Genomic DNA, 26,628 nt, shown 5'->3' on the forward strand with positions numbered 1-26,628 from the left:
AGGAATCACTGATAAATTCAGCTCGTGCATCTTGACGCATCTTTTTTTGCCCGCACTTTGGCGGAAAATCCGGGGCAGAGCACCACTCTGCGTCCGGTTTTCCGCCGTGTCCGGACGGAAAAATCTACGCCAATCTGGCAGACTTCATTTTATCAGTGATTCCTTTATACAAAATCTTTGACATAGATGTCTGTGCGAAATATCACTGTGCTGTTATTTTCTTCACATCATACAGTACTTCCCTTACTTTCCAAATGGGCATACGGGATAGTGACACACCTTGCACTCCATGCACAGCCCGCCGATGCCGAGGCGCGTGATCTCGCGCCGCGTCCATTCGCTGCCCGCAATGACGCGCGGCAGGATAATGTCAAAAATCGTCGCCGGAGAGTACATAACGCAGCCCGGCAGCCCCATGATCGGCACCTGCCGCCCATTCTTTTCGTAGTACGCGAGCAGGAACATCGCGCCCGGCAGCACCGGTGCGCCGTACGTCACCACGCGCGCCCCCGTCGCCTTGATCGCGGCGGGCGTACGGTCATCGGGATCGACGCTCATACCGCCCGTGCAGAGTACCATATCCATGCCGAGTCCGAGCAGTTCCTCAATCGCCGCACGCGTGTGCTCCGTCCCGTCGTCCGAAAGCCGGTGCTCATCCACCTTCAGCCCGAACGCACGCAGCTTGCTGTCGATGACAGGCGTAAACGTATCCTTGATGCGCCCATGAAAGACCTCCGAGCCCGTCGTCACGACGCCGACCTTCATCGTTCGATAGGGCAGAATGCGCAGCAGCGGCTCCGTTCCCGCCACCTGCCGCACCTGTTCCATAATGCTCTTATCGATGACGAGCGGAATCACGCGCATCCCCGCGAGTTTTGTTCCCGCCTTCACAGGGAAGTGCTGCGCGATGGTCGCAATCATCACATCCGTGATGTCGTTCACTGCATCGAGCGCATCCTCGCGCACCTCGAACACGCCCGCCACCGTCGACGTCAGCTCGATCTTGCCTTCCTTCGGCTCGCTCGCCGTCATGTAGTCGCTCTGGCAAACATCGCGCAGAATCGCTGCTGCATCGTTCTCGTGCAGCATATTCGCGTCGTCCTCCCAGACATAGATGTGCTCCTTGCCGATGCGGAGCAGCACGGGAATATCCTCTGCGCGGATCACATCTCCCTTGCGAAAGCGTGCGCCCTTGCGCTCACCGCGTACGATCTCCGTAATATCGTGGCAGAGTATCATCCCCACTGCGTCCTGAACACGAACCTCCCTCATTGGTCTCTCCCTATCTGATTCGGCAGTATTTTCAAAAACATGCCGTATATAATACACATTCACAGCGAAATTTGAACGCGCTTCGCGATAAACTAATCTCTACTTAAAAACCATTCTCATTTATATATTCTTCTTATTGATTATAACACATAAAATAAATTTTCTCTATGATTTTTCGTAAATGAGAAAGTTTTTTCGTGTCGTTTATCCCTCTTTGTTTCAAAGAAGATTGGGGGAAAACGATTGATTTTCAATGCGAGTTACGCTATGATTAAAATGTTCGGTTGGAAAGGAGGAAGGCTTATGCCGAATATGGGACTGACGCATTTTGACGAGGGCGGTGCTGCCATCATGGTCGATGTCAGCGGCAAGGAGAAGACACACCGCGAGGCAATCGCAAGCGGGCGCATCTATGTGAGCGATGCGGTCTATGCCGCCATTGCGGGCGGCACGGCGGCGAAGGGCGATGTGCTCGGCGTTGCGCGCATCGCTGGAATCATGGCGGCAAAGCGCACGTCGGATACGATTCCGCTCTGCCACCCGCTGCCGCTCGCCAAATGTACGCTCGACTTTGCGCTCGAGGAGACGCCGCGCCGTGCCGTCCATGCGACGGCAACCGTCAAGGTCACGGGCGAAACCGGTGTTGAGATGGAGGCACTGCACGCCGTGAGCGTCGCGCTTCTCACCATCTACGATATGTGCAAGGCAATCGACAAGCGCATGGAGATCGGTGACATTCATCTTGAGCGCAAGTCCGGAGGAAAGAGCGGTACATTCGTCCGCTGAACGGGGGGATTCCCTCGCAGCACTCCGAGCAAGGATAATCTAAGGAGCGATCTATGATGCCTTGCCTGACGGATTCCGTCACGGGGTACGGTTGGAAACGACCATGCCTACATTATTTCTGTAAAGGAGCAACAACATGAAACTCAGGAACTTACTTACGGCAGGTCTCACTGCCATGGCACTCTTCACTGCAGGCTGCGTCGGCGGCGGCAACAGCGCAAACAAGATGGATACGCCGAAGGAGGGCCCGACTGAGCTGCAGGTCTCTGCGGCGGCAAGCCTCACGGACGCGATGAAGGAACTCGGCGGCATGTACGAGAAGGAACATGGGAACACGAAGCTCGTCTTCAACTTCGGCAGCAGCGGTGCACTTCAGCAGGCGATTGAGAACGGCGGCGCCGCCGACGTATTCGTCTCTGCCGCCCAGAAGCAGATGAACGCGCTCGATGAGAAAAAACTTCTTGAGGACGGCACGCGCGTCGATCTGCTCATCAACGATGTAGTACTGATCACGGCGAAGGACAGCAAGCTGAACCTCCCCGACTTCAAGGCGGTACTGAGTCCAGAGATCAAGCACATCGCACTCGGTGAGCCGAAGGGCGTGCCCGTCGGTCAGTACAGCGAGGAGGTCTTTACGAAGCTCGGCATCCTCGATGATGTCAAAGCACGTGCCGTCTACGGCTCCGACGTCCGCCAGGTGCTCGCGTGGGTCGAGACAGGTGATGCGGACTGCGGCGTTGTCTACGCAACGGATGCCGCCATCTCGGGTAAGGTAAAGGTCGCCGCCGTCGCTGCTGCCGATACGCACAAGCCCATCGTCTACCCCGCCGCCGTCCTCAAGGATGCAAAGAACATGAAGGAAGCAAAGGATTTCCTCGCGTTCCTCCAGAGTGATGCTGCAAAGAAAGTCTTTGAGAAGTACGGCTTCAAAGTGAAGTAATGACGGACGAAACATTCTCCCCGCTCATCATCTCGCTTGAGGTCGCAGGCCTTGCGACGGTGATTACCTTCTTCGCCGGCATTGCACTCGCCTACGGCGTACTGCAGATCCGCAGCCGCCTCGCGGGCACGATTGCCGACGCGGTGATCACCCTGCCGCTCGTCCTGCCGCCGACCGTCGTCGGATTCTTCCTCCTGCTCTTTCTCGGAAAGCGCAGCACCATCGGAAGCGCCCTGCTCGCGCTCGACTTGCCGCTCGTCTTTACATGGCGGGCGGCGGTCATCGCAGCGGTCATTGTGAGCCTCCCGCTCATGTACCGCACGGCACGCGGCGCGTTCGAGGCGATTGATCGGAACATGATCCATGCGGCGCAGACGCTCAGCGTCAGCAACTGGCGCATCTTCTGGCGCATTGTGCTGCCGAACGCACGCCACGGCATTCTCGCGGGGCTTGTCCTCTCGTTCGCGCGTGCACTCGGCGAGTTCGGTGCGACCATCATGTTCGCAGGCAACATCCCGGGACGCACGCAGACCATGTCCACCGCCATCTATGCGGCGGTGCAGGCGAACGACTACGACCTCGCCTTCCGCTGGGCCATCATCATCTCCCTGTTCTCGCTCTTCTTTATCGGAGCGATGAACCTGTACCTCAAACGGGAGGTGCGTGAATGAAGCTCATCGTCAACATCGAGAAGCGCCTGCGCGACTTCACGCTTGCGGCAAACTTTACGCTGACAGACACAACGCTTGCGCTTCTCGGTGCATCGGGCAGCGGCAAGAGTATGACGCTCAAGTGCATTGCGGGGCTCGAACGCCCCGACCGTGGACAGATTGTACTGAACGACCGCACGCTCTTTGACAGCGAAAAGGGCATCAACCTCCCGCCGCAGGCGCGGAACGTCGGCTATCTCTTTCAGAACTATGCTCTCTTTCCGAATATGACCGTGCGTGAGAACATCATCTTCGCACTGGACGGTTCGCGCGAGGAAAAGGAGCGCATCTTCAAAGAGAACGTTGCTCGCTTCTCCCTCGACGGACTGGAAAATGCCTACCCCGCAGGCCTCTCGGGCGGGCAGCAGCAGCGCGTTGCCTTTGCGCGCATCCTCGCGCGCGGTGCGGATGTGTTGCTCCTCGACGAGCCGCTCTCCGCACTCGACACACATCTCAAGTGGCAGATCGAGATGGCACTGCGTGAGATTCTCTCCGCGCAAAACTTGGCGGCAATCCTCGTCACACACGACCGCGACGAAGCATTCCGCATCGCGCAGGAGATTGCAACCGTTGATCGCGGACGACTCATGCCGCCGATGGACAAGCACGCACTGTTCCGGAATCCCGGTACGCGTGCCGCGACCACACTCACAGGCTGCAAGAACATCTCCGCCGCCCGCCGTGTAGACGCAGAGCACGTCAAGGCAACCGACTGGGGCATCACGCTCCGCGTCGCGGATGCGGCGACGGACGTGCAGCATATCGCTGTCCGTGCACACTATCTTGTGCTTGCATTAGAGAACGATGCGAATGCGCTTCCTGCACGCATTGCGGAGATCATCGAGAGCACCTTCAGCTACATTGTCATGCTCCGCTTTGCGGACGGGGCGACTCCCATCCGCTGGGAAATCGACAAAGCGACGTGGCACGCACACGAAGCCGGCATCGGCGACACATTATACTTTACCTTCCCTGTCGACGAGCTTATGCTGCTGAGAGACTGAGAAGCAAAAATCCCGAACCGTGACAAAACGTCGCCGTTCGGGATTTTCTTATGCTGTCATACCATCAGGAATGCAGCAAGTTCGTATATTTCTCTCGCTCCGATGCAGGAATCTGAAGGACATCCATTGCCTGTGTGGCGGAGAGATTCATATTCTCCATGAGGTTTTTGATGTTTTGCAATGATGCCTGCATAACACCCTGCTCGATTCCTTGCTTGATTCCCTGCTCAATCCCTTGCTTTAAGCCTTCTCTTCGCCATGCGCGCATACCACTGATATAGTCGCGTATTGCCTTTTCCCGCTGTTCATACTGCCAGCGCTCGATCTCATCCTGCATAAAGACATACTCTGCCTTCATAGCTTCTTGAATTGCTGCCTCGCTCATCGCCAACGCCTCCGTTTCCGTTTCATTCAGCTTGTTTGAAAAATACGCAAGCCATCGCTCAAGACGTTTCATCTCTCGGACAGACTTCACCTCGAAATTTGAAATTTCCTCTATTATACGATGAATCCACAAAAAAATGAAGCTCTTACAACGTCATTCGCTCCAGCTTCCCTGCTTCCATCGTATAGCAAGTATCGGCATACTCTGCTGCCTCGCGCTCATGCGTCACAAGGAGGACGGCAGCGCCCGCGTCCGCGTTTTCGCGCAGGAGGCTGAGGACGCTCCTCGTATTCTCCTCGTCGAGATCGCCCGTCGGCTCGTCCGCGAGCAGGATTTCGGGCTGCATCACGAGTGCTCGTGCGATTGTCACGCGGCGCTGCTCCCCGCCCGAGAGTTCCGACGGCGTGACCGACGCAAGCTTACGGATGCCGAGGCGCTCCATCAGTTCATCCGCACGCGGGGCAAATCTGTCTGCCTCACCCGTGAGCAGCGCGGGCAGCAGGATATTCTCGCGCACCGAGAGCGCCGCGAGCGACATCAGCCGCTGCGGTACGATGCCGATGTAGCGGCTGCGCAGACGGGTACGCGCGTCCTCCCCCATCGCATAGAGATCCACAGCATCCATGAGGACACGCCCTGTCACGGGCTTCATCAGCCCCCCGAGGATGTGGAGCAGCGTACTCTTTCCGCTGCCCGAGCGCCCCGTCACCACCGTAAGAGTCCCCGCTGCAAGACAGAAATCCGTCTCCTGCACCGCTATAAAATAACCATCCTTTGCACTATAGCGCAAAAAGTCCTGACTGATTTTCTCCGCACGCAGTTCCATCATCCATCCTCCCGCAGCATCTCACTGATCTGCGTATTTGTTACGCGCCCCACCGTCCATGCTGCCGAGAAGGTTCCTGACAGGATTGCCACAGCGAGTGTGTTCGCAGCAAGCATTGCGATCGTTCCGACATCCGGCAGGAGATAGGGACGCATCAGCCCCTCCTTCATGAGTCCGGCAAACGGCAGTAGGACAATCGTGCCGATGGCAATGCCTGCCGCCCCGCCTGCCGCTGAGGTAATGACCGCCTCCGTCAGCATCAATCGCAGCAAGAAGGAGCGTGTTGCGCCCGCGATGCGCAGGATCAGGAACTCACGCCGCCGCTCCCGCGCGGACAGATGGAATCCGATGCCGAGAACGACAACGGCAATCACCCAGACGAACACAATCAGGACACCGACCGTTTCGAGAATGCCGCCGAGTCCCGCCTCCACATGATGCACCATTCCGTGTGCCGGCTTTGCCGCGAGCGCAGGATACATCTGGTTGATGGCAGCCGCGAGTCCATCGGGCGTAAAGCCCTCCGCTGTCCGAATCATCACGGCAGAGATGGCATTTTCCGTCGGAATCCCTTGGAAGTAGTCGAAGCCCGATGATGCCGCATTTGCCATCATCGCACGCATCGTCTCCATATTCGTATAGACAGCCGTATCCATCCCCGTACCCGTTGGACTCAGCCGCCCGATGACGCGGCATGGCATGTTGTAAAAAGTCAGCCGCGCATCCGCAGGAACCGAAATACCGCTGCCGACGAGGATGTCCCCGAAGCCCATCTCCGCAGCACGACTCTCCTGCATCCACGGGCGAATCGTGAAATCGGTCGCGGGGTCAAAGCCGATCAGCTGCACCGCCACCGAGCAGCAGCCCGCATGCGCTGAGGCGAGGAAGAACTGCGGCGCTGCCTGGGCGACTCCCGTCATTCCGCGCAGATCGTCAAGGTAGTGTTCCTCCATATAGAAATGCGCGGGCACGCCCTGTACCAGCACGCCCTCAAGCGTCTGCGCGTCTGCCGCCTCCTTCGGCAGTACCACGACATCTGCCCCAAGCCGCTGCTGAAAGTGCATGAGCCCTCCTTGAAGCCCGAGCAGCACCTCGGAGCCGCCGAAGATCACGAGTGCGAGAATTGCCACAAGCACTGCAAGTACGGCGGAACGCGTCGTATTCCTGCGGCAGTTACGCATGGCAAGCAGATATGCGAAGTTCATCCGTTCTCCCCCCGTCGGTAGACATAGATGTCCGCGAGTGCAAGCATGAGATTCAGCAGCGAGAGTGCCGTCACTGCCGGCTGCATCACCGTATGACAGTGCATGGTCTCCATCATGCAGAGATCGATGAGATGATCCGGCAGGACGAGCGCAAACACGGAGATCGGGAGCATCGCAAGCGCCAGTCCAAGTTTGATCTGTGCGCGTGGAATAACGAGGTGCATAAGAGCGATCACCACAAGCACGGCGGCAATCCCCGTGAGTGCCTGCCCTGCCCAGTGACAGTTCATCCACGAACCGTCGGGACGCGGCTCGCATGGCGTAAAGACATTCTGTATGCCGACGAAGAACACGAGATTCAGCACAAGCAGCAGAATGTCCGTGATGCCAAATCTGCATTTTCCATAATTCATAACAACAGCTCCTTTGTATGTAACTCATTTCGGAATATAGTAACAAAATTGGGAATAACTTTCAATGAGAAATATCATAGGCAAACAAAAAAGCCGCAGTCACAACTGCGGCTCTAAATCTGCGAATGGCAGGGGTAGCTGGACTCGAACCAACGCATGCGGGATTCAGAATCCCGTGCCTTACCAACTTGGCGATACCCCTAGCTGCGTTCAGCAACATGGGTGATTATAGCGGATATGTTGCACGTTGTCAAGAAATTTTTTCATAGGTCTATGGCAACTGTTACGGATTCGCGATGCGTACTCCACGCAGAACCCTCGTTATGCAAGCGGACGTGTGCTCATCCGCCTAAATACCTGCGGATTCCAAACGCGCTGCGCCCCTCCGATTAAAATCCGCAGGGGGCGGGTCGCACACTCTACGCCGCTTGCTCCACTAGGGTTTGCTTAGGAGTACTGCATTTGCTTTTGTCCGTAACTTTTATCATAGTGCCTTTTTCTTCATGCCTGCTTGCGCAGCTCCTCCTGCACGTCCTCCGCCGCGTCCTCTTCGAGCGCGAGCACCGCCTGCACGAGGATGGCGCACTCAAGGCGCTTCTTCTGGATCTCACAGCCCAGCTCATACGGATGTCGGATGTCGCCGTGAAAGAGATCGGCATTCGCATGGCAGCCACCGCTGCAGTAAAACCGCGCCCAACAGTCACGGCAGAGAGGCTTGTTCAATACGTGCGAGTTGCGGAAATACGTCGGCAGCTCCATGCTCTCCACGCCTGTAAATACCGAGCCAAGGCGGTACCCCTCGCGTCCGACGAACTGGTGGCACGGATAGAGATCGCCGTTCTCCGCGACGGCGTAATACTCGTGCCCTGCGCCGCAGCCCGCGAGCCGCTTCGCCACGCACGGTCCATGATTCAGATCCATATTGAAGTGGAAGAAGAAGAACCCCTTCCCCGCGCGCACGCGGCTGAGGTACGTCTCCGTCAGGTGATCGTACTCGGCGAAGATGCGCGGCAGATCCGCCTCCGTAAAACCGAGCGGGCTGTCCTTCAGCACGACTGGCTCCATCGACAGGATGTCAAACCCCGCCTCGTTCATCGCGAGCACATCCTTCGTAAAGTCCAGATTCTCACGCGTATACGTCCCGCGCAGGTAGTAGTCGTTCCCATGACGTGCGTCCACGAGCTTCTTGAAGTTCTTCATCACGACATCATAGGAGCCGTTGCCGCGCACATCGGGACGCATCGCATCGTGCACCTCGCGCCGCCCGTCCGATGAGAGCACGACGGAGATGTTGTTGTCGTTCAGCCACGCGATGTTTTTATCCGAGAGCAGCATGCCGTTCGTCGTGAGCGTCAGCTTGAACTCCTTGCCCATCTCCTGCTCGCGTTTGCGGACGTACTCCGTGACCTCCTTCACCGTGCCGAGATTCATGAGCGGCTCACCGCCAAAGAAGTCGATCTCGCAGTGCTTCCTAGGGCCGCAGCCATTGATGATGAAGTCCACCGCCGCGCGCCCGACCTCGGGGCTCATCACGGCGCGGTGTCCGCCATAGCTGCCGCCGTCGCCAAAGCAGTACTTGCAGCGTAGATTGCAGTCCTGCGCTACCATCAGGCACAACGACTTCACGAGCCCGCGCGACTTGAACGTCGGCGGCACGTTGATGTCCGGCGCGAAGAGCGCACCTGCTGCCATCAGTTCGTGGAGTTCGCCGCACGCCTCGCGCAGCTCCTCCTCGGGATAGCGCCCCGCAAGACGCGCAACAACCGCCGTGTCGTTCGTCCCGTCGAAATCGTCCATCATATCATAGATCATCTCGTCGATCACATGGACGGCTCCGCTGTTGATATCGACAAGAATGTGCATACCGTTCTGCTTGAACTTATGCGTGAGGGTCTTCATTCCTTCTCCTTTGTTCCCGAAAAATACACAGAAAAAGCCCCTCTCGCATGCGAGAAGGGCTGTGCCGATTCCCCCGTCTTACTTCGCGCAGGGCTGGTTGCCCACAGTGCAGGAAGTCTTGCAGGCAGACTGGCAGGATGCCTGACATTCACCGCAGCCGCCCGTATAGAGCGTGGACTGCATCGTCGGCTTGTTGACCGTCTTGATGTGCTTCATGACTCATTCCTCCTCAATCGGTCGATGTGCTTTCATTCTATCGCATAAATTCCATTTATGCAAGTGATTTTTCACCCTCGTCCCACTCCCCGTCCACACGACTGATGTCCGCGCCGAGAGCGACCAGTTTCGCCACGAGATCATCGTAGCCGCGGTCGATGTGGTGGATGTAGCCGACGCGTGTCTCGCCGTCCGCCACGAGCCCTGCAAGCACCATTGCCGCACCCGCACGCAGATCGGTTGCGCGCACAGCGGCACCCTTGAGCGACCGCCCGCCTTCAACCGTCGCCATGCGCCCGTCCACGCGAATCTGTGCGCCCATGCGCACGAGTTCCTCGACGTGCATAAAGCGGTTCTCAAACACCGTCTCCGTCACGATGCTCGTCCCCTCTGCAACGGCAAGCATCGCCATGAACTGCGCCTGCATATCCGTTGGAAAGCCGGGATAAGGCAGCGTTTTGAGGTCAATCGCCCGCATCGGCTCGTCCGCACGCACACGAATGCCCGCGATATCCTCCTCGATCTGCGCCCCCGCCTCCTTGAGCTTTGCCACAACGGGCTTCAAGTGTTCACAGATGGCGTTCTCGATAAAGACATCGCCGCGCGTCATCGCCGCCGCGACCATGTACGTCCCTGCCTCAATGCGGTCGGGGATAATCGTATAGTCCGCCGCCATGAGTTCCGGAACACCGTCGATCTTGATGCGGTTCGTGCCCGCACCGCGAATGTGCGCCCCCATGACGTTCAGATAGTTTGCAAGATCGACAATCTCCGGCTCAAGTGCCGGGTTCTCAAGGATCGTCTGTCCCTCTGCGCAGGACGCCGCCATCATCACATTCTCCGTGGCACCAACGCTCGGGAAGTCGAAATAGATCCGCGCCCCCCTTAGCCCCTCAGGCGCAGAGGCATGAATCGCTCCCTGCGTGATATCGATCTTTGCGCCGAGTGCCTCAAAGCCCTTGAGATGCAGATCGATGGGGCGTGTCCCGATCGCGCAGCCCCCCGGCAGCGAGATCTCCGCGCGCCCCTCACGCGCGAGCAGCGGTCCCATGATGAGAAAAGACGCACGCATCTTGCGTACCAGTTCATAGGGTGCCGACACCGTCTTGATCTCCGACGCATCAATGCGCAGCCGATGCTCTGCGGCAGAGTAGTCCGCCTTCACACCAAGCGAGCGCAGCACCGAGGAGATCGTATAGACATCCTCAAGTGCCGGCACATCATCGAGCACGCTCACACCGCGGCTGCCGAGAAGAGCCGCTGCGATGATCGGCAGCACCGCATTCTTTGCCCCACCGATCTTCACGCGCCCGCGCAGGGGATTCCCCCCGTGAATCACCAGTTGTTCCATTCGCCGTTCCCCTATCCCTCTACCTTGAGTGTCGTGTGTATTACGTTCTCGATCACATAGGGTGCGAAGAATTTCTCCTTCTCTTCCCTCTTATTCGGATCGGCAAGGAGTGTTACACGTTTTTCTGGCTCCGCCTTCGCTGCGCGTGCCGACGCTTTTTCCGCCGCCTTCATGCGCCTTTTCATCTCCTTTTCGGAGGTCGGTGCCGGCGCAGCCCCCGGCGCAATGATGATCTCGTTGTTCTGTCCCTGTTCCGCCAGCTCGCGCAGACGATCCCCCGTTGATTTGAATTTTTCTTCGTCATCGGGAACCTCAAGCCCTGCCTGTGCCAGCAGCATCAGAGGATTGACGGGTACGAAACCGCCGCCGCGGATATCGAGGTTCAGCGTTCCTGCTGGCTGCGTCTTGGGCACCTTGTAGGGAATGGAGAGCGTCTCCTCCGCCCTCCGATAGGGGCGGATCTTCGTCTGGAACGTCACCGTATCCCCCGGCTTTACCGTCATCTTATTCGGTGTCGCGGAGACCAGCACTGCCGTCTGTCGATCCCCCGTCAGTTCCACATCGACCTTGACATCAATGAGATCGGATTCCTTCTCCGCATTGGTCACGATCAGATTCATCGCCTGCAGCAGTTCCGTTACGGCGACCTGTCCGACATCCGCCGCGCTGTAGTACATATTGCGGCGCTCGAACGTACCGCCCTCGTATGCGTTCGTCCGAATCGCAAAGCGCACACGCGCCGTGCTGCTGCCAAGTGCATCCGAAACGCGGCTCATCGCCGCATAGGCAACACTGCCCGAGAGGAGCGGCAGGAAGTCCTCATCGTACGCAATCTGTGCACCAAACGTCTCTTCCCGACCGAGCGCACTGTCCCTTACACGGATCTGCACGGGCACCGATGTCGGAAGCGTCCCGAGAATACCGGCAATTCCCGTCTCACGATCCTGATTGACGCGTCCGATCACACTGCCGATGTTCGCAATCTTCACCCCGTTGCTCTGCCCTGCGATCGTCCCGATGACATCCGCATCCGTCATGAAGTAGTTGACATTTCCCTTGTGCATGAAGGAATGTCCGAACGCCAAGACATTCTTGCCGTCAGCCGCCGTCACCGTTCCCGTCGCGCCGATGCTGAAATCGCCGTAGACAAGCGCCACGCCGACCGGCTGCCCGCCTGTGAGCGTCGCATCATAGCGCGTGTGAAGCTTCGCGCTTGTACCGGAGCCGCCAAGCGGCAGCAGCGAGATGCCGTTCATCGGAAGCTTGTCCTGCAGATAGCGCAGCCCCGCCGCATTGAACCCGCGCGTGAAAAAATACGCCTTCTCCTCTGCTGCACGGTCAGACTTGTCTGCTGTATCGGCATTCTCTGCGCCAGAAGCCTCCTCTGCCGCAGGCTCGTCGGACGCCGACGCGGTATCCTCTGCCTTTGCACCGTTCAGCGCCGCGATCATGTCGCGCCACTCTGCCTCGCGTTCCTCACTCGACATCTTCGCAAATGCCTTCTCGCGTGCCCGCAGGCGGCGTTTCTCCTCCGCCTTCTTGCGCTCTTCCAACTCCTTCACCAGATCAATCGTCGCAATGCTTGTCTGATTCTTCGTGTCGGGCATGGACCAGAGTGGTGTCATATCCTCGATCGGCGTGATGAAGAACGTATAGGGACTGAGATCCTTCAACCCCGCAGAAAGTGCTCCGACCAGGCGTCCGTCCACATAGATGGGGCTGCCGCTCATCCCCTGGAGCACACCGCCGACCTGCTCGATGAAGTCTCCGCTCGTGCGCGCCATAATCATGCGCTGATCGCCCTTGCCCCCCTCCATGCACCCGATGATCTCCACGGGAAAACTGCGGATCTCGCCCGACGTGTCAAGCACTGTATAGGCCGTCCCCTGCAGCCCTGGTGTGATCTCGCTGTACGGGAGAATCGGGGGCATCGCATGAATGTCCGGTGTGTAAAAATTTATCGTCAACGCAAAAAGAGACGCCGCTGCAAGGCGTTTCAAAGAATATCGCAAAATGTCACCTCAAAAAATGCTGAAAAAAAATGTGCTACAATAGAGTCTATCCGCTCTATTGTAGCACACACGGGAAGATTACGCTAGTTTTTTCGCCGCATCCCTAGGGAATCGCTGATAAAATGAAGTCCGTCAGATTGGCGTAGATTTTTTGTCCGAACAAGGAGGCAAACCGGACGCATAGCAAAAGCTATGTGGAGAATTTGCCGACGAAGTGCGGGCAAAAAAGATGCGCTAAGATGGCGCGGCTGAATTTATCAGTGCTTCCCTAGAAAGCACGCACGACGAGAAGTTTCTTATACTGCAGGTGCTTCGCCTTCCACCATGGCATTGTGCTCCTTTGTCCACTTGTGACCGAGGAACGCACCGACAATACTGACAATGGTGGCCAGCTCCGGACTCGCCAGACCCACGCCCCAGCTGATGAACACGAGTGCGATGACAGCGATCACGCCCTTCTTGTTGAACCCCGTGCTATAAAATAAACCGAGAATGAAAAAACCAAGGATTGCCCCAACAACAGGACTTTTCTTACTCATAATAAGACCTCCCAATGACAAATAAATTTCATTTATGCAGCCCAACCGAGTCCGGGATAATGCCAACGCTCGCCCGACAGCGCCTTGACCACGGCATAGACGGAGGCGAGACACCAAGGAATCCCGACGGCAAAGCACAGGCCGACAGCAATATTGCTGTCATCAAGCGCCGCACCGAGCGCGCAGGCAAGGATAAAAAGAACGAGCACAAAGAACTGCGAGAGAAACGCCTGCTTTGCGTGATATGCGACAAATACATTTCTGCCCCGCGTGACGATCCAGACAACAAACGGGAGAAGGACAAACCCAATCCCGCCGATGAAAAATGCGCCCTGCACGACGGCGGCAATAAAGCGCGTCGACTGTGACGGAACGGCATCCGCAGATCTTCCCGTGAGATCTCCGCACGCACCGTCCCCTGCTTGAATTCCTTCCATAGATTTCCTCCTTTCACCGCACTTCTCACTCGACCGACGTCGTAATATCGCCGTTCTCGATTTCAAAGACGGCAACATCAGAGAGCGCACTCTCGCCCGCCGGTGCGATAAACTCGAAAAGATAGCCATATTTTCCGTCGCCGACCTCCTCATCCCGCACCTCTGGATGAGCGCCGAGACGGAACGTATCGACCTCCACGGGTGTAAAATCCTCATCATTCCCCGAGGTACTCATTGCATAGTGAATCGTCGTCACCATATCCCCAGGTCTCAGTCGGATCAGATTGCGGTCACTCATGCCGTTCGCCTCAAGACCTCGACGCGCGCCGAGAATGCGATATCTCTCATCCGCATAGCTGTATGCGACCTGCAGATTGCACTCCCTGCCGTTCAGCTTGATCGGGATGGAGTAGAGATTGTAGTCGTCCCCCTCCTCCACGATCTCGATGTAGACGGGATGCCCGTCCAGCATCGGCCATGTGCCGTCAAAATTATCCTTGAAAACGCCGCTGTCCCAGTCCGCATCGACATTCGTATCACTGCCGAGGTAGAGAACTACCCCCTCTTCCTCGCCGATATAGAGCAGGTTGCAGCGCACCGATGTAAGACCGTCCATCTCCGCAGCACTGAGCCTGACAAACGCGTTGCCGTGTGCATCAACATCGACGGCGCGATCCTCAAGTGCGTCGACTTGGAAGATCTGCCGGCGTGCCGTTGGCAATGCTTCGACATGCTCCATATTGCTGCGCCCTGCGAGCATCTCCTCTGCCTCATCGGGCAGCTCCCCATAAAGCATGGTGTAGAGCAGACATTTCTGCTCCATCAGCGCTGCATCCTGATCGACATACGCCGAAAAGCCGTCTTCATCGCCATCGTAGGAATAGTAGGAGGAGATCCCGCCGCCCCGCCGGCGGTAGTCGCCATGCACCTTGTAAATACAGGCATCGTCCACCGCTCGTACAAGGGCAGCGGCGCTGGGGAACTCCCGCGCCGTCTCCTGTGCCAGCCCTGCCAGATCAACCATGTTTGCATAGCCCATCTCGCGCGTATTGCCGCCGTAGTTCTCGGCACGCTGCGCCGCACGGTCAAGTGCCGCAAAGAACGCCGGAGACAGATGCGACGCACGGGCAAGCACGTCGCGGCTGTATGTCTCGTAGGCAGAGGTCAGTGCCGGCAGACGGGCGAGATCGATCACAGAGAGCGTTGCCTCCTCCTCCGTATCCTCCTCCCTGCAGCCCGCAAGGTAGGAGTCGCAGATCACCTCGCCCAGCCGTGCGCCACCCATCGCCGGATTGTCGGCAAGTGCGCCGACCCACGCATCATAGTTCCACCCGTTTCCCGGCTCCATCTCCTCCGAGGCGACCATATAGCGCGTGTAGCCCGCAAGCGTCGCCGCCGTCTCATAGCTTGCCATCAGACAGGCATCAAAACCGACGACTTCATACGGCGGCTCTGCGGGGTGCTCCCCATAGACATTGGAGAATGCCTGCCGTATATCATTGAGGCACAGCATATTCTCCGTGCGCTCATCATAGCAGACCCCCGCAGCACTCCCACCGCCATGATCCCAGAAAACAAAGACACGGTGGTCGGCAGGATAATTCTCCTCGCCATAGTGCAGGAAGTCTGTGAGCGTTTCGGCACGTCCCATGTCGGCATCCGGCAAGTTCTTCAGTTCATGCAGACCGTCCGCATCGTAGAGATAGAGATTCAGTGGATGCTCAAACACATCATTCTGCCATGCCTGTGTGCCGCCCGCAAGGATCAGCACGCGCACATTCGGCGGCAGCTCCGTTTCCATCAGCTCCTCAAGATCCGCACTCGCCGCGCCATGCTCCGACTCGAGATCCGAGCCGCAGATATACCACGAGACGAGCCATGTATCATCCTTGCTGTAGGCATCTGGAAACTGTGCGTGTGCCTTCGTCACATCTTCCTCGCCGCAGCCGACAAAAACGAGCGTCAACATGAGCAGCAGGAGGACAGCGTGCAGTGCACGGCAGTTCGGCTTCATCAACGATACCTCCCCCGAAACGCCCTGCACGCGGCAGGACATTCACACGAAACAGGACATATCACTCCCCATCGAGGAACTTGCGGATCGCCTGCGGATCCTTCGGCGCCCAGTGAAGCGTCTTGCCGTCATCACTCTTAACGAGTTCGCAGGTCACATCCAGCGTTTTCTCGCTGTCATACGGCATATCGTCGATGACGCCCTTCAGTGACGCCACCGCGCCCTGCTGATAGGTCGGATCCGTGCGCACATCCACGCCCTGCTGCTGCGCCAGACCGATGTAGACGCCCATCGCGACAAGATCCTGATTCGCATCCATCTGCTTCTTTGCACCCCGCGTATCAATCGGCGTCGCCGTCAGCTCGACCACAGGGTTCTTGGCATCGTCCTTCTTGACCTTTGCCTTGAGTTCCATGTTCGCCTTGCGGTCTGCGAGGTAGTAGTCCGTAATCTCCATCGCATTGGACTCCGAAAGCATGAAGCTCTGGAACATCTGATCCGACTCCGTCATGAGCGCATCCGTGATCTGCTTCTTCTGTGCCTCGGTCATACCCGTCGCAGAGAGCTTGTCCGTATCCGCATACGCATACAGCTCGGCATAGGCAAGCACCGCCTTGTCCGCCGATTCCTTCGGCTTATCGTCGCCGCAGCCCGCAGCGAGCATGAGTGTCAAAACCGCAATCAGCGGAAGGAGCAGCCTTTTTGTAAGCGAAACCATTTTCATAACCCTACTTCTCCTTTACAACAGAGGAATCATTCGGAAAAGGCGGCGGTCATTTCTGACCGGATGCATCTCCGCCCTCATCTAGTTCTGATTATTACAAAAAAAAGAACTTTCTGCAACATAATTGCAGAAAGTGACGTATTCTTACATGAAAGTGATGTTTTTTACCGTAAAGTGTCGTTATTTATTAGGAAGCAGAAGTCGCATAGGACTTCTGTCTTTATTTGTTCAGCAGATACTGCATATACGAAGCCCGCACACTGCTGCGCCGCCGCTGACTGATCGGCAATTCCGCACCATTCGTGAGCACAAATGCCTCCTTGTCCATACGGTCGATTTTGTCCATATTTACCAGAATGCGGTGATAGCACTCAAGAAATCGTGGGTCACGTCCGAGCTGTTCTACCGCCCACTCATACGTATAGGGACGTGTAAGACAGAGTCCCTGCTTTGCAAGCGCAATGTGCAGCCGTCCGCCCTCGAGGTCGACATAGTAAATCTTATGCAGGAGGATCTCAAACGGCTGTCCATTGTAGTGAACTTGGATTACACGCGCCGCCTTCAGCCGGCGTTCAAACACGCGCGCGAGTGCTGTACGAAATGCCTCCTCATCCATGCTCACCGGCTTCAGGAAATAGCCGTCGGCAAAGACACGGTAGCCCTCCATCAGATACTCCTCACTGCTCGTGAGAAAGATGATGCCGACATCTTGATTCTTTGCGCGGATGCGCCGTGCCGCTTCCATCCCACCGATGCCCGGCATACGGATATCGAGGAGGAGGAGATCGTATGGGCTGTGTTCGAACGCATCCAATACGGCTTCCGCTGTGCCAAACAGATCGATCTCCACCAGAGATCCCTTCTTTTCCCAGTATTTCTCAAGGATGTGTATGAGATAGTCGCGTACAGCCGCGCATACCTCCGGCTCATCGTCCACAATGGCGATCCGCACCGTGTATCCCTCCCTCCATCATACATCTCACATAGATTTGACGAATCTTATATCACATCGTATAATACCACAAAATAATGTGAATGCAAACAGGGGGAGGATTCGCCATGATCGAGCATAGCTTGATGATCGTCATCACAACATTTTTGTTTACAATGACGATGCTGCCGTCCGTCTATCTGCGCTACCTCCCATTCCGCCCTGTCCTGAGCGACGAAGTACGAAAAAATCTGCTGCAGGGGTATGCGGCAATCTTTTTCTGTGAGAACACCCTGATTCTATTGCTCATCTACTCAGACATTCTTCCATACACCTTGGAAACCTACAAGCACATCTATTTCTTCGCCGGTTATGCACCATACTTCGCTCTCAACCTCATCCTCATCCGCCCCTATTGGGCGCAGCACGCGTTTATCCTCGGTATTCAGCAGATCCTTGCCACCACAATCGCCTCATGTGCCGCCATCCTGACACTCCTCTTTGTCGATGTCGACTATTTTTTTGATTATGTTTATCTGTTCTTTCTGATCTATCTCGCCCTCTATCTTTTGAGCTTTCCTCTCGTTCTGCCCTTCTTCCGCCAGATCTTCCTGCGCTTTTCCTCCATCAGTATGGAGCGGTTCTGGCTTTATATTGCCCCGCTGCCCTTCCTCGTATTTTTTCATGAGATCTTTCATTCGGTTGGAGATAAGATGGTCGCGCTCGACTTCTTCATCTCGCGCCTGATCCTCGCTGGTGCCGCCATCTTCATTGCGCTGGTCGCATGGCGCGGACTCGAACACATCCTTCAGCAGGCAGCGATGACCGAACGCAGCCTTACGCTCCTGCGCCGCATGAACTCCTTCAGAGCCTATACGCGTTCTCTGCAGGACAAACAGGCGCGCCTCGCCATCGTCCGCCACGACCTCCGGCACAACGCGAAAATGCTCGCCGACCTCATCGCACGCGGTGAGGACGAGGCGGCAATCCAGCTCATCCAAAGTCTCAACTATCAGATTGACGCAACAAGCGTCGAACACTTTGCGGAGAACGCAATGGTCGATTCCGCCCTCGCTGTCTACGTGCAGCAAGCGCGTGAAAAAAACATTGCCATCGATGTAAAGATTGACACCCCCTCCGCATTCGCTGCAGAGGTCGACTTCGCCCTCCTCCTCTCCAACCTGCTTGAGAATGCCATACATGCGGAGGAACGCGAGGCAGAGGGTGCGCGTGGCATCCGTGTCCGTGCGCGTACCGCGGGGGACAGCATCTTCCTCTCCGTCGAGAACCGCTGCTCCATCCCCCTCAAACTCTCCCCGAACGGGCTCCCGACACGCAGGATTGATGCCGGACATGGATACGGAACACGCTCCGTTGAGCTCTTTGCGGAGAAATACGATGCTGAATTTTTCACCGAGCAGACGGACGGATACTTCCGCTTTTTCATACAGGTTCCACTCGGTCAAAATTTCAAGAATCAATCCTAAAACATATCACTTTCATGTATGATTTCATCACTTTTCCAAATTCTATTGCAATATTTCTGTTTCTTTGCAATAATGACCTCGAAAGGCAATCACGGTCATTGACAAAGGAGAGATCATCATGAAAAAATGGTATAAGGCATTCGCGGTCATGGGCGCATGCGCATTCATGCTGGGTACGATGAGCGTTGCCTCGGCAGATGAATACGAGGGCTATGACGAGAATGGGAACTACGTCTACGCAGTCACGGACGAACAGGGCAACGTCGCCGTCGCGGTGGCGGACGAAGACGGCAACTATGCCGTTGTTGCAGAGGGTGCAGACGGCAGCACCTACGAGGAAACCGGCTCGTACTAATCGTAGAAACACAAAAGGGGGCTGCTGCACGAAGCGAAAACTTCGTGCAGCAGCCCCCTTTTTTTCTTATTGTCACGTCTCTCCGAGTGAGTGCTCCAGCTCCTCAAGCGTCTGCTGCTTGCTCTCGCGGCCGAGGAGAATCACCGTCCCCGAAATCACTGCAAAGACCGCCGCAAACATCATAAAGATACCACTCATCGGGAACGCATGCGCGAGCATCACACCGACAAGCATCGGTGCGATCATGCCGCCGATTCGCCCAAAGCCCGCTGCCCAGCCGCTGCCAAGCGCCCGCATCGACGTCGGATACTGCTCCGGCGTATAGGTGTAGATCACGCCCCACGCACCGAGGTTGAAGAAGCTCATCGCCGCCCCCCAGACAAGAAGTGCCGAAACCTCGCCCGCATTGCCGAAGAAATAGCTGCACACACCGCTCAGGAGGAGAAACAAGCCAAGCGTATAGCGGCGCCCGATCACGTCCACCAGATACGCCGCTGCATAATACCCCGGCAGCTGTGCGAGCGTCATGATAAGCACATACTCGAACGTCTTGACAATCTCAAAGCCCTGCGCATACACAATCGACGGCAGCCACATAAAAATCCCGTAGTAGCTGAACACAATGCCAAACCACGCGAGCCAGAGCATCGTTGTACGGCGGCGCATCCCCTTCGCCCAGAGCGACGCAAAGCCCGGTGTTTCCACACGCTCCACCTCGACCCTGCCCGGTGCGAGCTGATCGAGGAACGGACGCTCCGGCAGCTTCAGCTGTCGCTCAATGTCGCGGATAATCGCCTTTGCCTCATCCACACGCCCCTTCGAGAGCAGATAGCGGATCGACTCCGGCATGTGCAGGCGCAGGAGGAAAACATAGAGGGCGGGCAGTGTACCGATGAGGAATGCCGCCTGCCAACCAAGCGCAGGAATCAGGAGATAGGCAATGCACGCCGCTGCGAGCCACCCGAGCCCCCAAAAACTTTCGAGCAGGACAATGAACCGACCACGCAGCTTCGCAGGTGCATACTCACTCATCAGCGTTGCCGCAACGGGCAGTTCTCCGCCCAGACCAAAGCCCACAAGGAAGCGGAACACAAGCAGCGACTCATAGCTCCATGCCACCGCGCACAGCCCTGTTGATATACTGTAAAGAAGAACCGTGATCGTAAACACCTGCTTGCGCCCGATGCGATCTGCAATCGTACCCGCAAGCACCGCACCAAGCGCCATGCCGATCAGACCAATGGATCCAATCCATCCCACCTGCGCAGGTGTGAGACTCCACTCTCGCGCAAGCACAGGCAGGACAAACGCAATCAGTCCCGTATCCATCGCATCGAACAGCCACCCAAGGCCTGTCACAGCGAGCAGCTTGTACTGAAATCTGCCAAGCGGCAAATTCTCCAAGCGATCCAAAATCATAATTGCCTCCTATCTACAATGAGCGGAAATCAATAATTGAGACACATTATAGACCTTAAAAAACAGAATTGCAAGAAAATATGGTTACGAACTCTTTTCTTCCGTTGAGGGCTTTGACATAAACACTCCGCTCGCCGTAACGGCAAAGCCTAAACCGACCAAAAGATAGGCGATCGTACTTGAAAGCATATCTTTCTTGTTGTTTTCCGAAATCGCAGCAGCTGCCGCCTGCGGGCTGTCTGCCTGACGCGCAAGTTCCAGATTCTCCTCCATCGGATCGGGAGAAATCATCAGCATGGAAAAGCCAATGGCAAAGGATATAAGCCCGCCCAGTATTACAATCATTTTTTTCTTATACATGAGTTCCTCCTAATGAAAATAGAAAAGGATTCGTGATATTGTTTCACGAATCCTTTTCTTTGCGGCAACTACCTACTCTCCCACGTCGTCTCCAACGAAGTACCCTCGGCCTTTGAACGCTTAACTACTGTGTTCGGAATGGGAACAGGTGGAACCGTTCAGGCATCATCACCGCATCTTCTTGAGTGTTGTACACTCAAAACTTCACAGAAGAAACTGTAAGCAAATTGACTACCTTAGAATAAGTCAAGCCCTCGACCGATTAGTGCTGGTCAGCTCCACACATTGCTGTGCTTCCACACCCAGCCTATCTACCTCGTCTTCTTCAAGGGGTCTTACTTCCTTATAGGAAGAGATACTTCATCTCGGGACAGGCTTCACGCTTAGATGCTTTCAGCGTTTATCCCTTCCGGACGCAGCTACCCAGCCATGCCCTTGGCAGGACAACTGGTACACCGTTGGTCCGTCCACTCCGGTCCTCTCGTACTAGGAGCAGCCTCCCTCATGTATCTTACGCCCGCGATGGATATGGACCGAACTGTCTCACGACGTTCTGAACCCAGCTCACGTACCACTTTAATGGGCGAACAGCCCAACCCTTGGGACCTGCTTCAGCCCCAGGATGTGATGAGCCGACATCGAGGTGCCAAACCTCCCCGTCGATATGGACTCTTGGGAGAGATTAGCCTGTTATCCCCAGGGTAGCTTTTATCCGTTGAGCGATGGCAATTCCACTCTCTTTCCACCGGATCACTAAGCCCTACTTTCGTACCTGCTCGACCCGTCAGTCTCGCAGTCAAGCTCCCTTCTGCCTTTATGCTCTTCGCGCGATTTCTGTCCGCGCTGAGGGAACCTTTGGACGCCTCCGTTGCTCTTTCGGAGGCGACCGCCCCAGTCAAACTGCCCGCCTGGTACTGTCCCGAACACTGTTAATGTTCCGGTTAGATCCTTAGCATATAAAGGCCGGTATCCCAACGGTGACTCCATCACATCTAGCGATATGACTTCCCAGTCTCCCGGCTATCCTGTACGTTATATGCCAAAGACCAATGCCAAGCTGCAGTAAAGCTCCATGGGGTCTTTCTGTCCAGTCGCGGGTAACCTGCATCTTCACAGGTATTTCAATTTCACCGGGTCCCTCGTTGAGACAGTGCCCAAATCGTTACGCCTTTCGTGCGGGTCGGAACTTACCCGACAAGGAATTTCGCTACCTTAGGACCGTTATAGTTACGGCCGCCGTTTACAGGGGCTTCAGTTCGCTGCTTCATCTCAAGGACTAACAACTCTCCTTAACCTTCCTGCACCGGGCAGGCGTCAGCACCTATACTTCAGCTTGCGCTTTCGCAGGCACCTGTGTTTGTGGTAAACAGTCGCTTGGGCCTCTTTTCTGCCGCCGTCAACAGCTCCGGTGGTAAACACCTTCACCATCAACGGCCATCCTTTTCCCGAAGTTACGGATGCATTTTGCCGAGTTCCTTAACGAGGGTTTTCCCGCGCACCTTAGGATTCTCTCCCCGCCTACCTGTGTCGGTTTTGGTACGGGCAGACGTCTTCTCGTTAGAAGCTTTTCTTGGCAGTGTAGTGCAGCTGAATTCAAGTTCGCCGTAGCTTACTCTATCTATCGGTTCTCGGCCTTGTAGTATGGGGATTTGCCTCCATACAAGCCTACCGCCTTCGACGCGCTCTTCCAATCGCGCGCTCAGCTTCCTTCCTGCGTCACTCCATCCTCAAACGAAGACGCCCGGTACTGGAATTTTCGCCAGTTGTCCATCGCCTATGCTTTTCGCCTCGGCTTAGGTCCCGACTAACCCCGGGACGACGAGCGTTGCCCGGGATACCTTAGGCTTTCGGTGGACAGGATTCTCACCTGTCGTTTCGCTACTCATACCGGCATTCTCACTTCCTGTTCGTCCAGCAGTCCTTCCGGTCTACCTTCGTCCAAACAGGAACGCTCCCCTACCCATCGTACCTAGTACGATGCCGCGGCTTCGGTTCTGTGCTTTAGCCCCGGATATTTTCGGCGCAGGGCCTCTCGACCAGTGAGCTATTACGCACTCTTTTAATGGTGGCTGCTTCTGAGCCAACATCCTGGTTGTTTTCGAAGTCCTACATCCTTCTCCACTTAGCACAGCATTTGGGACCTTAGCCGGCGGTCTGGGCTGTTTCCCTCTTGAATACGGGTCTTATCACTCGCATTCTGACTCCCAGGCTGCCCATATGAGCCATTCGTAGTTTGACTGGGGTCGGTAGGCTTTACGCCCCCTTGCCCGATCAGTGCTCTACCGTCTCTATGGTTATTCGCCTGAGGCTAGCCCTAAAGCTATTTCGGGGAGAACCAGCTATCTCCACGTTCGATTGGCATTTCACCCCTATACACATCTCATCCCAACGTTTTTCAACACGCACGGGTTCGGTCCTCCACTCATTTTTACCTGAGCTTCAACCTGGACATGTATAGATCACTGTGGTTTCGGGTCTAATCCATGCTACTTTCGCCCTCTTAAGACTCGCTTTCGCTTCGGCTCCGCGTCTCCCGCTTAACCTCGCAGCATAAATTAACTCGCCGGTTCATTCTTCAATAGGCACGCCGTCGCACATAAATAGTGCTCCGACTGTTTGTAGACATACGGTTTCAGGTTCTATTGCACTCCCCTCCCGGGGTTCTTTTCACCTTTCCCTCACGGTACTCTTCGCTATCGGTCGTTTCGATGTATTTAGCCTTGGATGGTGGTCCACCCTGCTTCCCACTGGGTTCCTCGTGCCCTGTGGTACTCTGGATCCCTGCCCGCTTTTCACTCTTTCGTGTACGAGGGTCTCACTCTCTTTGCCGCACCTTCCCAGATGCTTCCACTAAAGTGTCCAGTTTGTTGCAGGTCCGCAACCCCAAGAAACCGAAGTCTCTTGGTTTGGGCTCCTCCCGTTTCGCTCGCCGCTACTCAGGGAATCTCGTTGATTTCTTTTCCTCCGACTACTTAGATGTTTCAGTTCATCGGGTGTTTTCTCTCTACCTCGAAGGTAGAGTGACAAGACGTTACTCTTGCCGGGTTGCCCCATTCGGAAATCCATGAGTCAAGGCTTACTTGCAGCTCGTCATGGCTTATCGCAGCTTATCGCGTCCTTCTTCGTTTCGAAACGCCTAGGCATCCGCCGTATGCCCTTCTTCACTTGACTTACTCGTCCCTTCGTACAGGGGCGGCACTCTATCTGCCATCATCTGCGGTGTCGGCTCAGTCGACGTAGCTTACTACGCCTCCTTGCGCCTCCTTGCATTTAATGACACCTAGAGCACCGTTCCTACATCGAATTGGAACGGTTTATCTCGCGATAAAAGGTATTTTCGCTTTATCCTAATTTGCTTGGGAAAATCTATTCTGTTACTTTCTACCTTGCGGTAGAAGACCTCAGTGAGGAAAACTTTATGACATGAGTACACAAAGTCTCCCTTGTTTTAGATTTTCTTGTTTCTTCTGTGCAGTTTTCAGTGAACAAAGAGGTCACAACTACGCAATCTCTTGCGTTCGATGCGCCCTCAAAACTAGACAATGCAAAACGTAGCCAAATGACCGACCTAAGATTTCAAACCGTGAGGTTTCTCTTAATCCTTAGAAAGGAGGTGATCCAGCCGCACCTTCCGATACGGCTACCTTGTTACGACTTCACCCCAGTCACCTTCCCCACCTTAGACGGCTGCGCCGGCTTCGGGTGTGAACGACTTCCGTGGTGTGACGGGCGGTGTGTACAAGACCCGGGAACGTATTCACCGCAGTATGCTGACCTGCGATTACTAGCGATTCCGACTTCATGCAGGCGAGTTGCAGCCTGCAATCCGAACTGGGAAACGGTTTTTGAGGTTCGCTTGCCCTCGCGGGTTCGCTGCTCTCTGTCCGTTCCATTGTAGTACGTGTGTAGCCCAGACCATAAGGGGCATGATGACTTGACGTCATCCCCGCCTTCCTCCGCGTTCTCCGCGGCAGTCTCCTTTGAGTGCCCACCTTTACGTGATGGCAACAAAGAACAGGGGTTGCGCTCGTTGCGGGACTTAACCCAACATCTCACGACACGAGCTGACGACAGCCATGCACCACCTGTTTTCCTGTCTCCGAAGAGAGGGTGCTATCTCTAGCACTTTCAGTCAATGTCAAGGCCTGGTAAGGTTCTTCGCGTTGCTTCGAATTAAACCACATACTCCACCGCTTGTGCGGGTCCCCGTCAATTCCTTTGAGTTTCAGTCTTGCGACCGTACTCCCCAGGCGGGATACTTATTGCGTTAACTCCGGCACGGTAGGGGTCGATACCTCCCACACCTAGTATCCATCGTTTACGGCCAGGACTACCGGGGTATCTAATCCCGTTCGCTCCCCTGGCTTTCGAGCCTCAGCGTCAGTTGCAGTCCAGAAAGCCGCCTTCGCCACTGGTGTTCCTCCCAATATCTACGCATTTCACCGCTACACTGGGAATTCCGCTTTCCTCTCCTGTACTCAAGACATATAGTTTCTTTCCCATCACGGGGTTGAGCCCCGCACTTTTAAGAAAGACTTACATGCCCGCCTGCGCTCCCTTTACGCCCAATGATTCCGGACAACGCTCGCCACCTACGTATTACCGCGGCTGCTGGCACGTAGTTAGCCGTGGCTTCCTCGATAGGTACCGTCATTACAGAGCACTATTTGCACTCCGCACGTTCGTCCCCGTCCACAGAGCTTTACGATCCGAAGACCTTCTTCACTCACGCGGCGTTGCTCCGTCAGGCTTGCGCCCATTGCGGAAGATTCCCCACTGCTGCCTCCCGTAGGAGTCTGGGCCGTGTCTCAGTCCCAATGTGGCCGTTCATCCTCTCAGACCGGCTACTGATCGTCGCCTTGGTGAGCCGTTACCTCACCAACCAGCTAATCAGACGCAGACCCATCGACAGGTGATAGCATATTCAGAGGCCATCTTTCACGGAAGAGAGATGCCTCTCCTCCGCTTCATTCGGTATTAGCATTCCTTTCGGAATGTTGTCCCCATCCTGTCGGCAGGTTGTCTACGTGTTACTCACCCGTTTGCCACTAGATTCTCTAAAAGCAAGCTTCTAAATCATCCCGTTCGACTTGCATGTGTTAAGCACGCCGCCAGCGTTCGTCCTGAGCCAGGATCAAACTCTCCGCGAAAGACCGTAGTCTATGTGAGAGCCGAGTTGGCTCAAAAGTTCATTCTTGTAAAAGAATTGTGTTCGTTGACTGACATCAACGATGTTGCATCTGGCTTGTTAGATTTAATTCTAACATGTTTTGCATTGTGTAGTTTTCAGGGTACATCCTGCGCCATTCTTGGTTTCGGGGGCTTTCGCCGTTCCCGCTGCCC

Annotated in this window: 23 protein-coding genes, 1 tRNA gene, 3 rRNA genes and 1 riboswitch; of the genes, 7 read left to right on the forward strand and 20 right to left on the reverse strand. The window is 55.8% G+C overall.

All coding sequences use genetic code 11. The features are described from left to right. Positions 1 to 243: 243 nt before the first annotated feature. Entirely contained in the window at positions 244 to 1,272 is a 1,029-nt protein-coding gene (locus C8273_RS09560) for a molybdopterin-binding protein (RefSeq protein WP_106627489.1), read from the reverse strand. Positions 1,273 to 1,575: 303 nt separating this feature from the next. Here C8273_RS09560 and moaC point away from each other — a divergent pair, with 303 nt between their 5' ends. From moaC to C8273_RS09580, 4 genes are all read left to right on the forward strand, one after another. After that, positions 1,576 to 2,058: a cyclic pyranopterin monophosphate synthase MoaC gene (gene moaC / locus C8273_RS09565; protein WP_106627490.1), complete on the forward strand. Its 483-nt coding sequence runs from the start codon at positions 1,576 to 1,578 to the stop codon at positions 2,056 to 2,058. Positions 2,059 to 2,068: 10 nt separating this feature from the next. Continuing rightward, positions 2,069 to 2,203, forward strand: a riboswitch (molybdenum cofactor riboswitch). Continuing rightward, on the forward strand, positions 2,195 to 2,998 hold the full coding sequence (modA, locus tag C8273_RS09570; protein WP_106627491.1) for a molybdate ABC transporter substrate-binding protein: 804 nt from the start codon (positions 2,195 to 2,197) through the stop codon (positions 2,996 to 2,998). (Overlaps the previous riboswitch by 9 nt.) Then, positions 2,998 to 3,669 carry a molybdate ABC transporter permease subunit gene (modB, locus tag C8273_RS09575; protein WP_106627492.1) on the forward strand — a complete coding sequence of 224 codons (672 nt, stop codon included), beginning with the start codon at positions 2,998 to 3,000 and terminating at the stop codon, positions 3,667 to 3,669. Before modA ends, modB begins: the two co-directional genes overlap by 1 nt. Beyond that, entirely contained in the window at positions 3,666 to 4,712 is a 1,047-nt protein-coding gene (locus tag C8273_RS09580; RefSeq protein WP_106627493.1) for a sulfate/molybdate ABC transporter ATP-binding protein, read from the forward strand. The genes modB and C8273_RS09580 overlap by 4 nt, the downstream gene beginning before the upstream one ends. Before the next feature lie 64 nt (positions 4,713 to 4,776). Here C8273_RS09580 and C8273_RS09585 read toward each other — a convergent pair whose 3' ends face one another. The 9 genes from C8273_RS09585 to C8273_RS09625 form a co-directional block, all read right to left on the reverse strand. Next, positions 4,777 to 5,169, reverse strand: coding sequence for an Rpn family recombination-promoting nuclease/putative transposase (locus tag C8273_RS09585; RefSeq protein WP_234344000.1), 393 nt, complete (start codon positions 5,167 to 5,169; stop codon positions 4,777 to 4,779). A 73-nt stretch (positions 5,170 to 5,242) separates the two neighbouring features. Then, on the reverse strand, positions 5,243 to 5,926 hold the full coding sequence (locus C8273_RS09590) for an ABC transporter ATP-binding protein (RefSeq protein ID WP_199821068.1): 684 nt from the start codon (positions 5,924 to 5,926) through the stop codon (positions 5,243 to 5,245). Beyond that, positions 5,923 to 7,128, reverse strand: coding sequence for an ABC transporter permease (locus C8273_RS09595; protein WP_106627495.1), 1,206 nt, complete (start codon positions 7,126 to 7,128; stop codon positions 5,923 to 5,925). Before C8273_RS09595 ends, C8273_RS09590 begins: the two co-directional genes overlap by 4 nt. After that, positions 7,125 to 7,541, reverse strand: a complete 417-nt coding sequence (locus C8273_RS09600; RefSeq protein ID WP_106627496.1) for a DUF4418 family protein — start codon at positions 7,539 to 7,541, stop codon at positions 7,125 to 7,127. The genes C8273_RS09595 and C8273_RS09600 overlap by 4 nt, the downstream gene beginning before the upstream one ends. A 126-nt stretch (positions 7,542 to 7,667) precedes the next feature. Then, a tRNA-Gln gene (locus C8273_RS09605) sits at positions 7,668 to 7,743 on the reverse strand. Between the two features lie 299 nt (positions 7,744 to 8,042). Beyond that, positions 8,043 to 9,440, reverse strand: a complete 1,398-nt coding sequence (gene scfB, locus C8273_RS09610) for a thioether cross-link-forming SCIFF peptide maturase (RefSeq protein ID WP_106627497.1) — start codon at positions 9,438 to 9,440, stop codon at positions 8,043 to 8,045. A 78-nt stretch (positions 9,441 to 9,518) separates the two neighbouring features. Further along, positions 9,519 to 9,656 (reverse strand): six-cysteine ranthipeptide SCIFF, encoded by a 138-nt coding sequence (scfA, locus tag C8273_RS09615; RefSeq protein ID WP_006691237.1) that lies wholly within the window; start codon positions 9,654 to 9,656, stop codon positions 9,519 to 9,521. 55 nt (positions 9,657 to 9,711) lie between these two features. Continuing rightward, positions 9,712 to 11,007: a UDP-N-acetylglucosamine 1-carboxyvinyltransferase gene (murA, locus tag C8273_RS09620; protein WP_106627498.1), complete on the reverse strand. Its 1,296-nt coding sequence runs from the start codon at positions 11,005 to 11,007 to the stop codon at positions 9,712 to 9,714. 11 nt (positions 11,008 to 11,018) lie between these two features. Next, a complete protein-coding gene (locus C8273_RS09625; RefSeq protein ID WP_234344028.1) occupies positions 11,019 to 12,938 on the reverse strand; it encodes a SpoIVB peptidase S55 domain-containing protein in 1,920 nt (639 codons plus the stop codon). A 227-nt stretch (positions 12,939 to 13,165) separates the two neighbouring features. Here C8273_RS09625 and C8273_RS13235 point away from each other — a divergent pair, with 227 nt between their 5' ends. Then, on the forward strand, positions 13,166 to 13,291 hold the full coding sequence (locus tag C8273_RS13235) for a secretion protein HlyD (RefSeq protein WP_234344030.1): 126 nt from the start codon (positions 13,166 to 13,168) through the stop codon (positions 13,289 to 13,291). A gap of 24 nt (positions 13,292 to 13,315) precedes the next feature. On the opposite strand, the gene C8273_RS09635 is transcribed toward C8273_RS13235, so the two are convergent. The 5 genes from C8273_RS09635 to C8273_RS09655 all read right to left on the reverse strand — a co-directional run bounded on the left by C8273_RS09635 (position 13,316) and on the right by C8273_RS09655 (position 17,685). Further along, entirely contained in the window at positions 13,316 to 13,558 is a 243-nt protein-coding gene (locus tag C8273_RS09635) for a phospho-N-acetylmuramoyl-pentapeptide-transferase (protein ID WP_106627500.1), read from the reverse strand. 32 nt (positions 13,559 to 13,590) lie between these two features. Then, positions 13,591 to 13,995, reverse strand: coding sequence for a DUF4870 domain-containing protein (locus tag C8273_RS09640; protein ID WP_159060760.1), 405 nt, complete (start codon positions 13,993 to 13,995; stop codon positions 13,591 to 13,593). Positions 13,996 to 14,020: 25 nt separating this feature from the next. After that, entirely contained in the window at positions 14,021 to 16,009 is a 1,989-nt protein-coding gene (locus tag C8273_RS09645) for a clostripain-related cysteine peptidase (protein ID WP_106627502.1), read from the reverse strand. 61 nt (positions 16,010 to 16,070) lie between these two features. Then, positions 16,071 to 16,733, reverse strand: coding sequence for a DUF5105 domain-containing protein (locus C8273_RS09650; RefSeq protein WP_106627503.1), 663 nt, complete (start codon positions 16,731 to 16,733; stop codon positions 16,071 to 16,073). Between the two features lie 220 nt (positions 16,734 to 16,953). Beyond that, entirely contained in the window at positions 16,954 to 17,685 is a 732-nt protein-coding gene (locus C8273_RS09655; protein WP_106627504.1) for a LytR/AlgR family response regulator transcription factor, read from the reverse strand. Between the two features lie 107 nt (positions 17,686 to 17,792). On the opposite strand from C8273_RS09655, the gene C8273_RS09660 reads away from it, so the two are divergent. Together C8273_RS09660 and C8273_RS09665 are read left to right on the forward strand one after the other, a co-directional pair. Beyond that, positions 17,793 to 19,151, forward strand: a complete 1,359-nt coding sequence (locus C8273_RS09660; protein ID WP_106627505.1) for a sensor histidine kinase — start codon at positions 17,793 to 17,795, stop codon at positions 19,149 to 19,151. Between the two features lie 118 nt (positions 19,152 to 19,269). After that, positions 19,270 to 19,506: a hypothetical protein gene (locus C8273_RS09665; RefSeq protein ID WP_106627506.1), complete on the forward strand. Its 237-nt coding sequence runs from the start codon at positions 19,270 to 19,272 to the stop codon at positions 19,504 to 19,506. A gap of 72 nt (positions 19,507 to 19,578) precedes the next feature. Here the strand turns inward: C8273_RS09665 and C8273_RS09670 are convergent, their stop codons facing one another. From C8273_RS09670 to C8273_RS09690, 5 genes are all read right to left on the reverse strand, one after another. Next, positions 19,579 to 20,925, reverse strand: a complete 1,347-nt coding sequence (locus tag C8273_RS09670) for an MFS transporter (RefSeq protein WP_106627507.1) — start codon at positions 20,923 to 20,925, stop codon at positions 19,579 to 19,581. Positions 20,926 to 21,009: 84 nt separating this feature from the next. Beyond that, a complete protein-coding gene (locus C8273_RS09675) occupies positions 21,010 to 21,285 on the reverse strand; it encodes a hypothetical protein (RefSeq protein WP_106627508.1) in 276 nt (91 codons plus the stop codon). Between the two features lie 59 nt (positions 21,286 to 21,344). Beyond that, positions 21,345 to 21,461 (reverse strand): 5S ribosomal RNA (gene rrf, locus C8273_RS09680). 66 nt (positions 21,462 to 21,527) lie between these two features. After that, a 23S ribosomal RNA gene (locus C8273_RS09685) occupies positions 21,528 to 24,456 on the reverse strand. Between the two features lie 435 nt (positions 24,457 to 24,891). Beyond that, positions 24,892 to 26,435: ribosomal RNA gene (locus C8273_RS09690) — 16S ribosomal RNA — on the reverse strand. Together the 16S, 23S and 5S rRNA genes form the textbook arrangement of a ribosomal RNA operon. Positions 26,436 to 26,628: the final 193 nt, after the last annotated feature.

The sequence above is a fragment of the Candidatus Centipeda massiliensis genome, assembly GCF_900290285.1.
Taxonomy (GTDB): Bacteria; Bacillota; Negativicutes; order Selenomonadales; family Selenomonadaceae; genus Centipeda; species Centipeda massiliensis.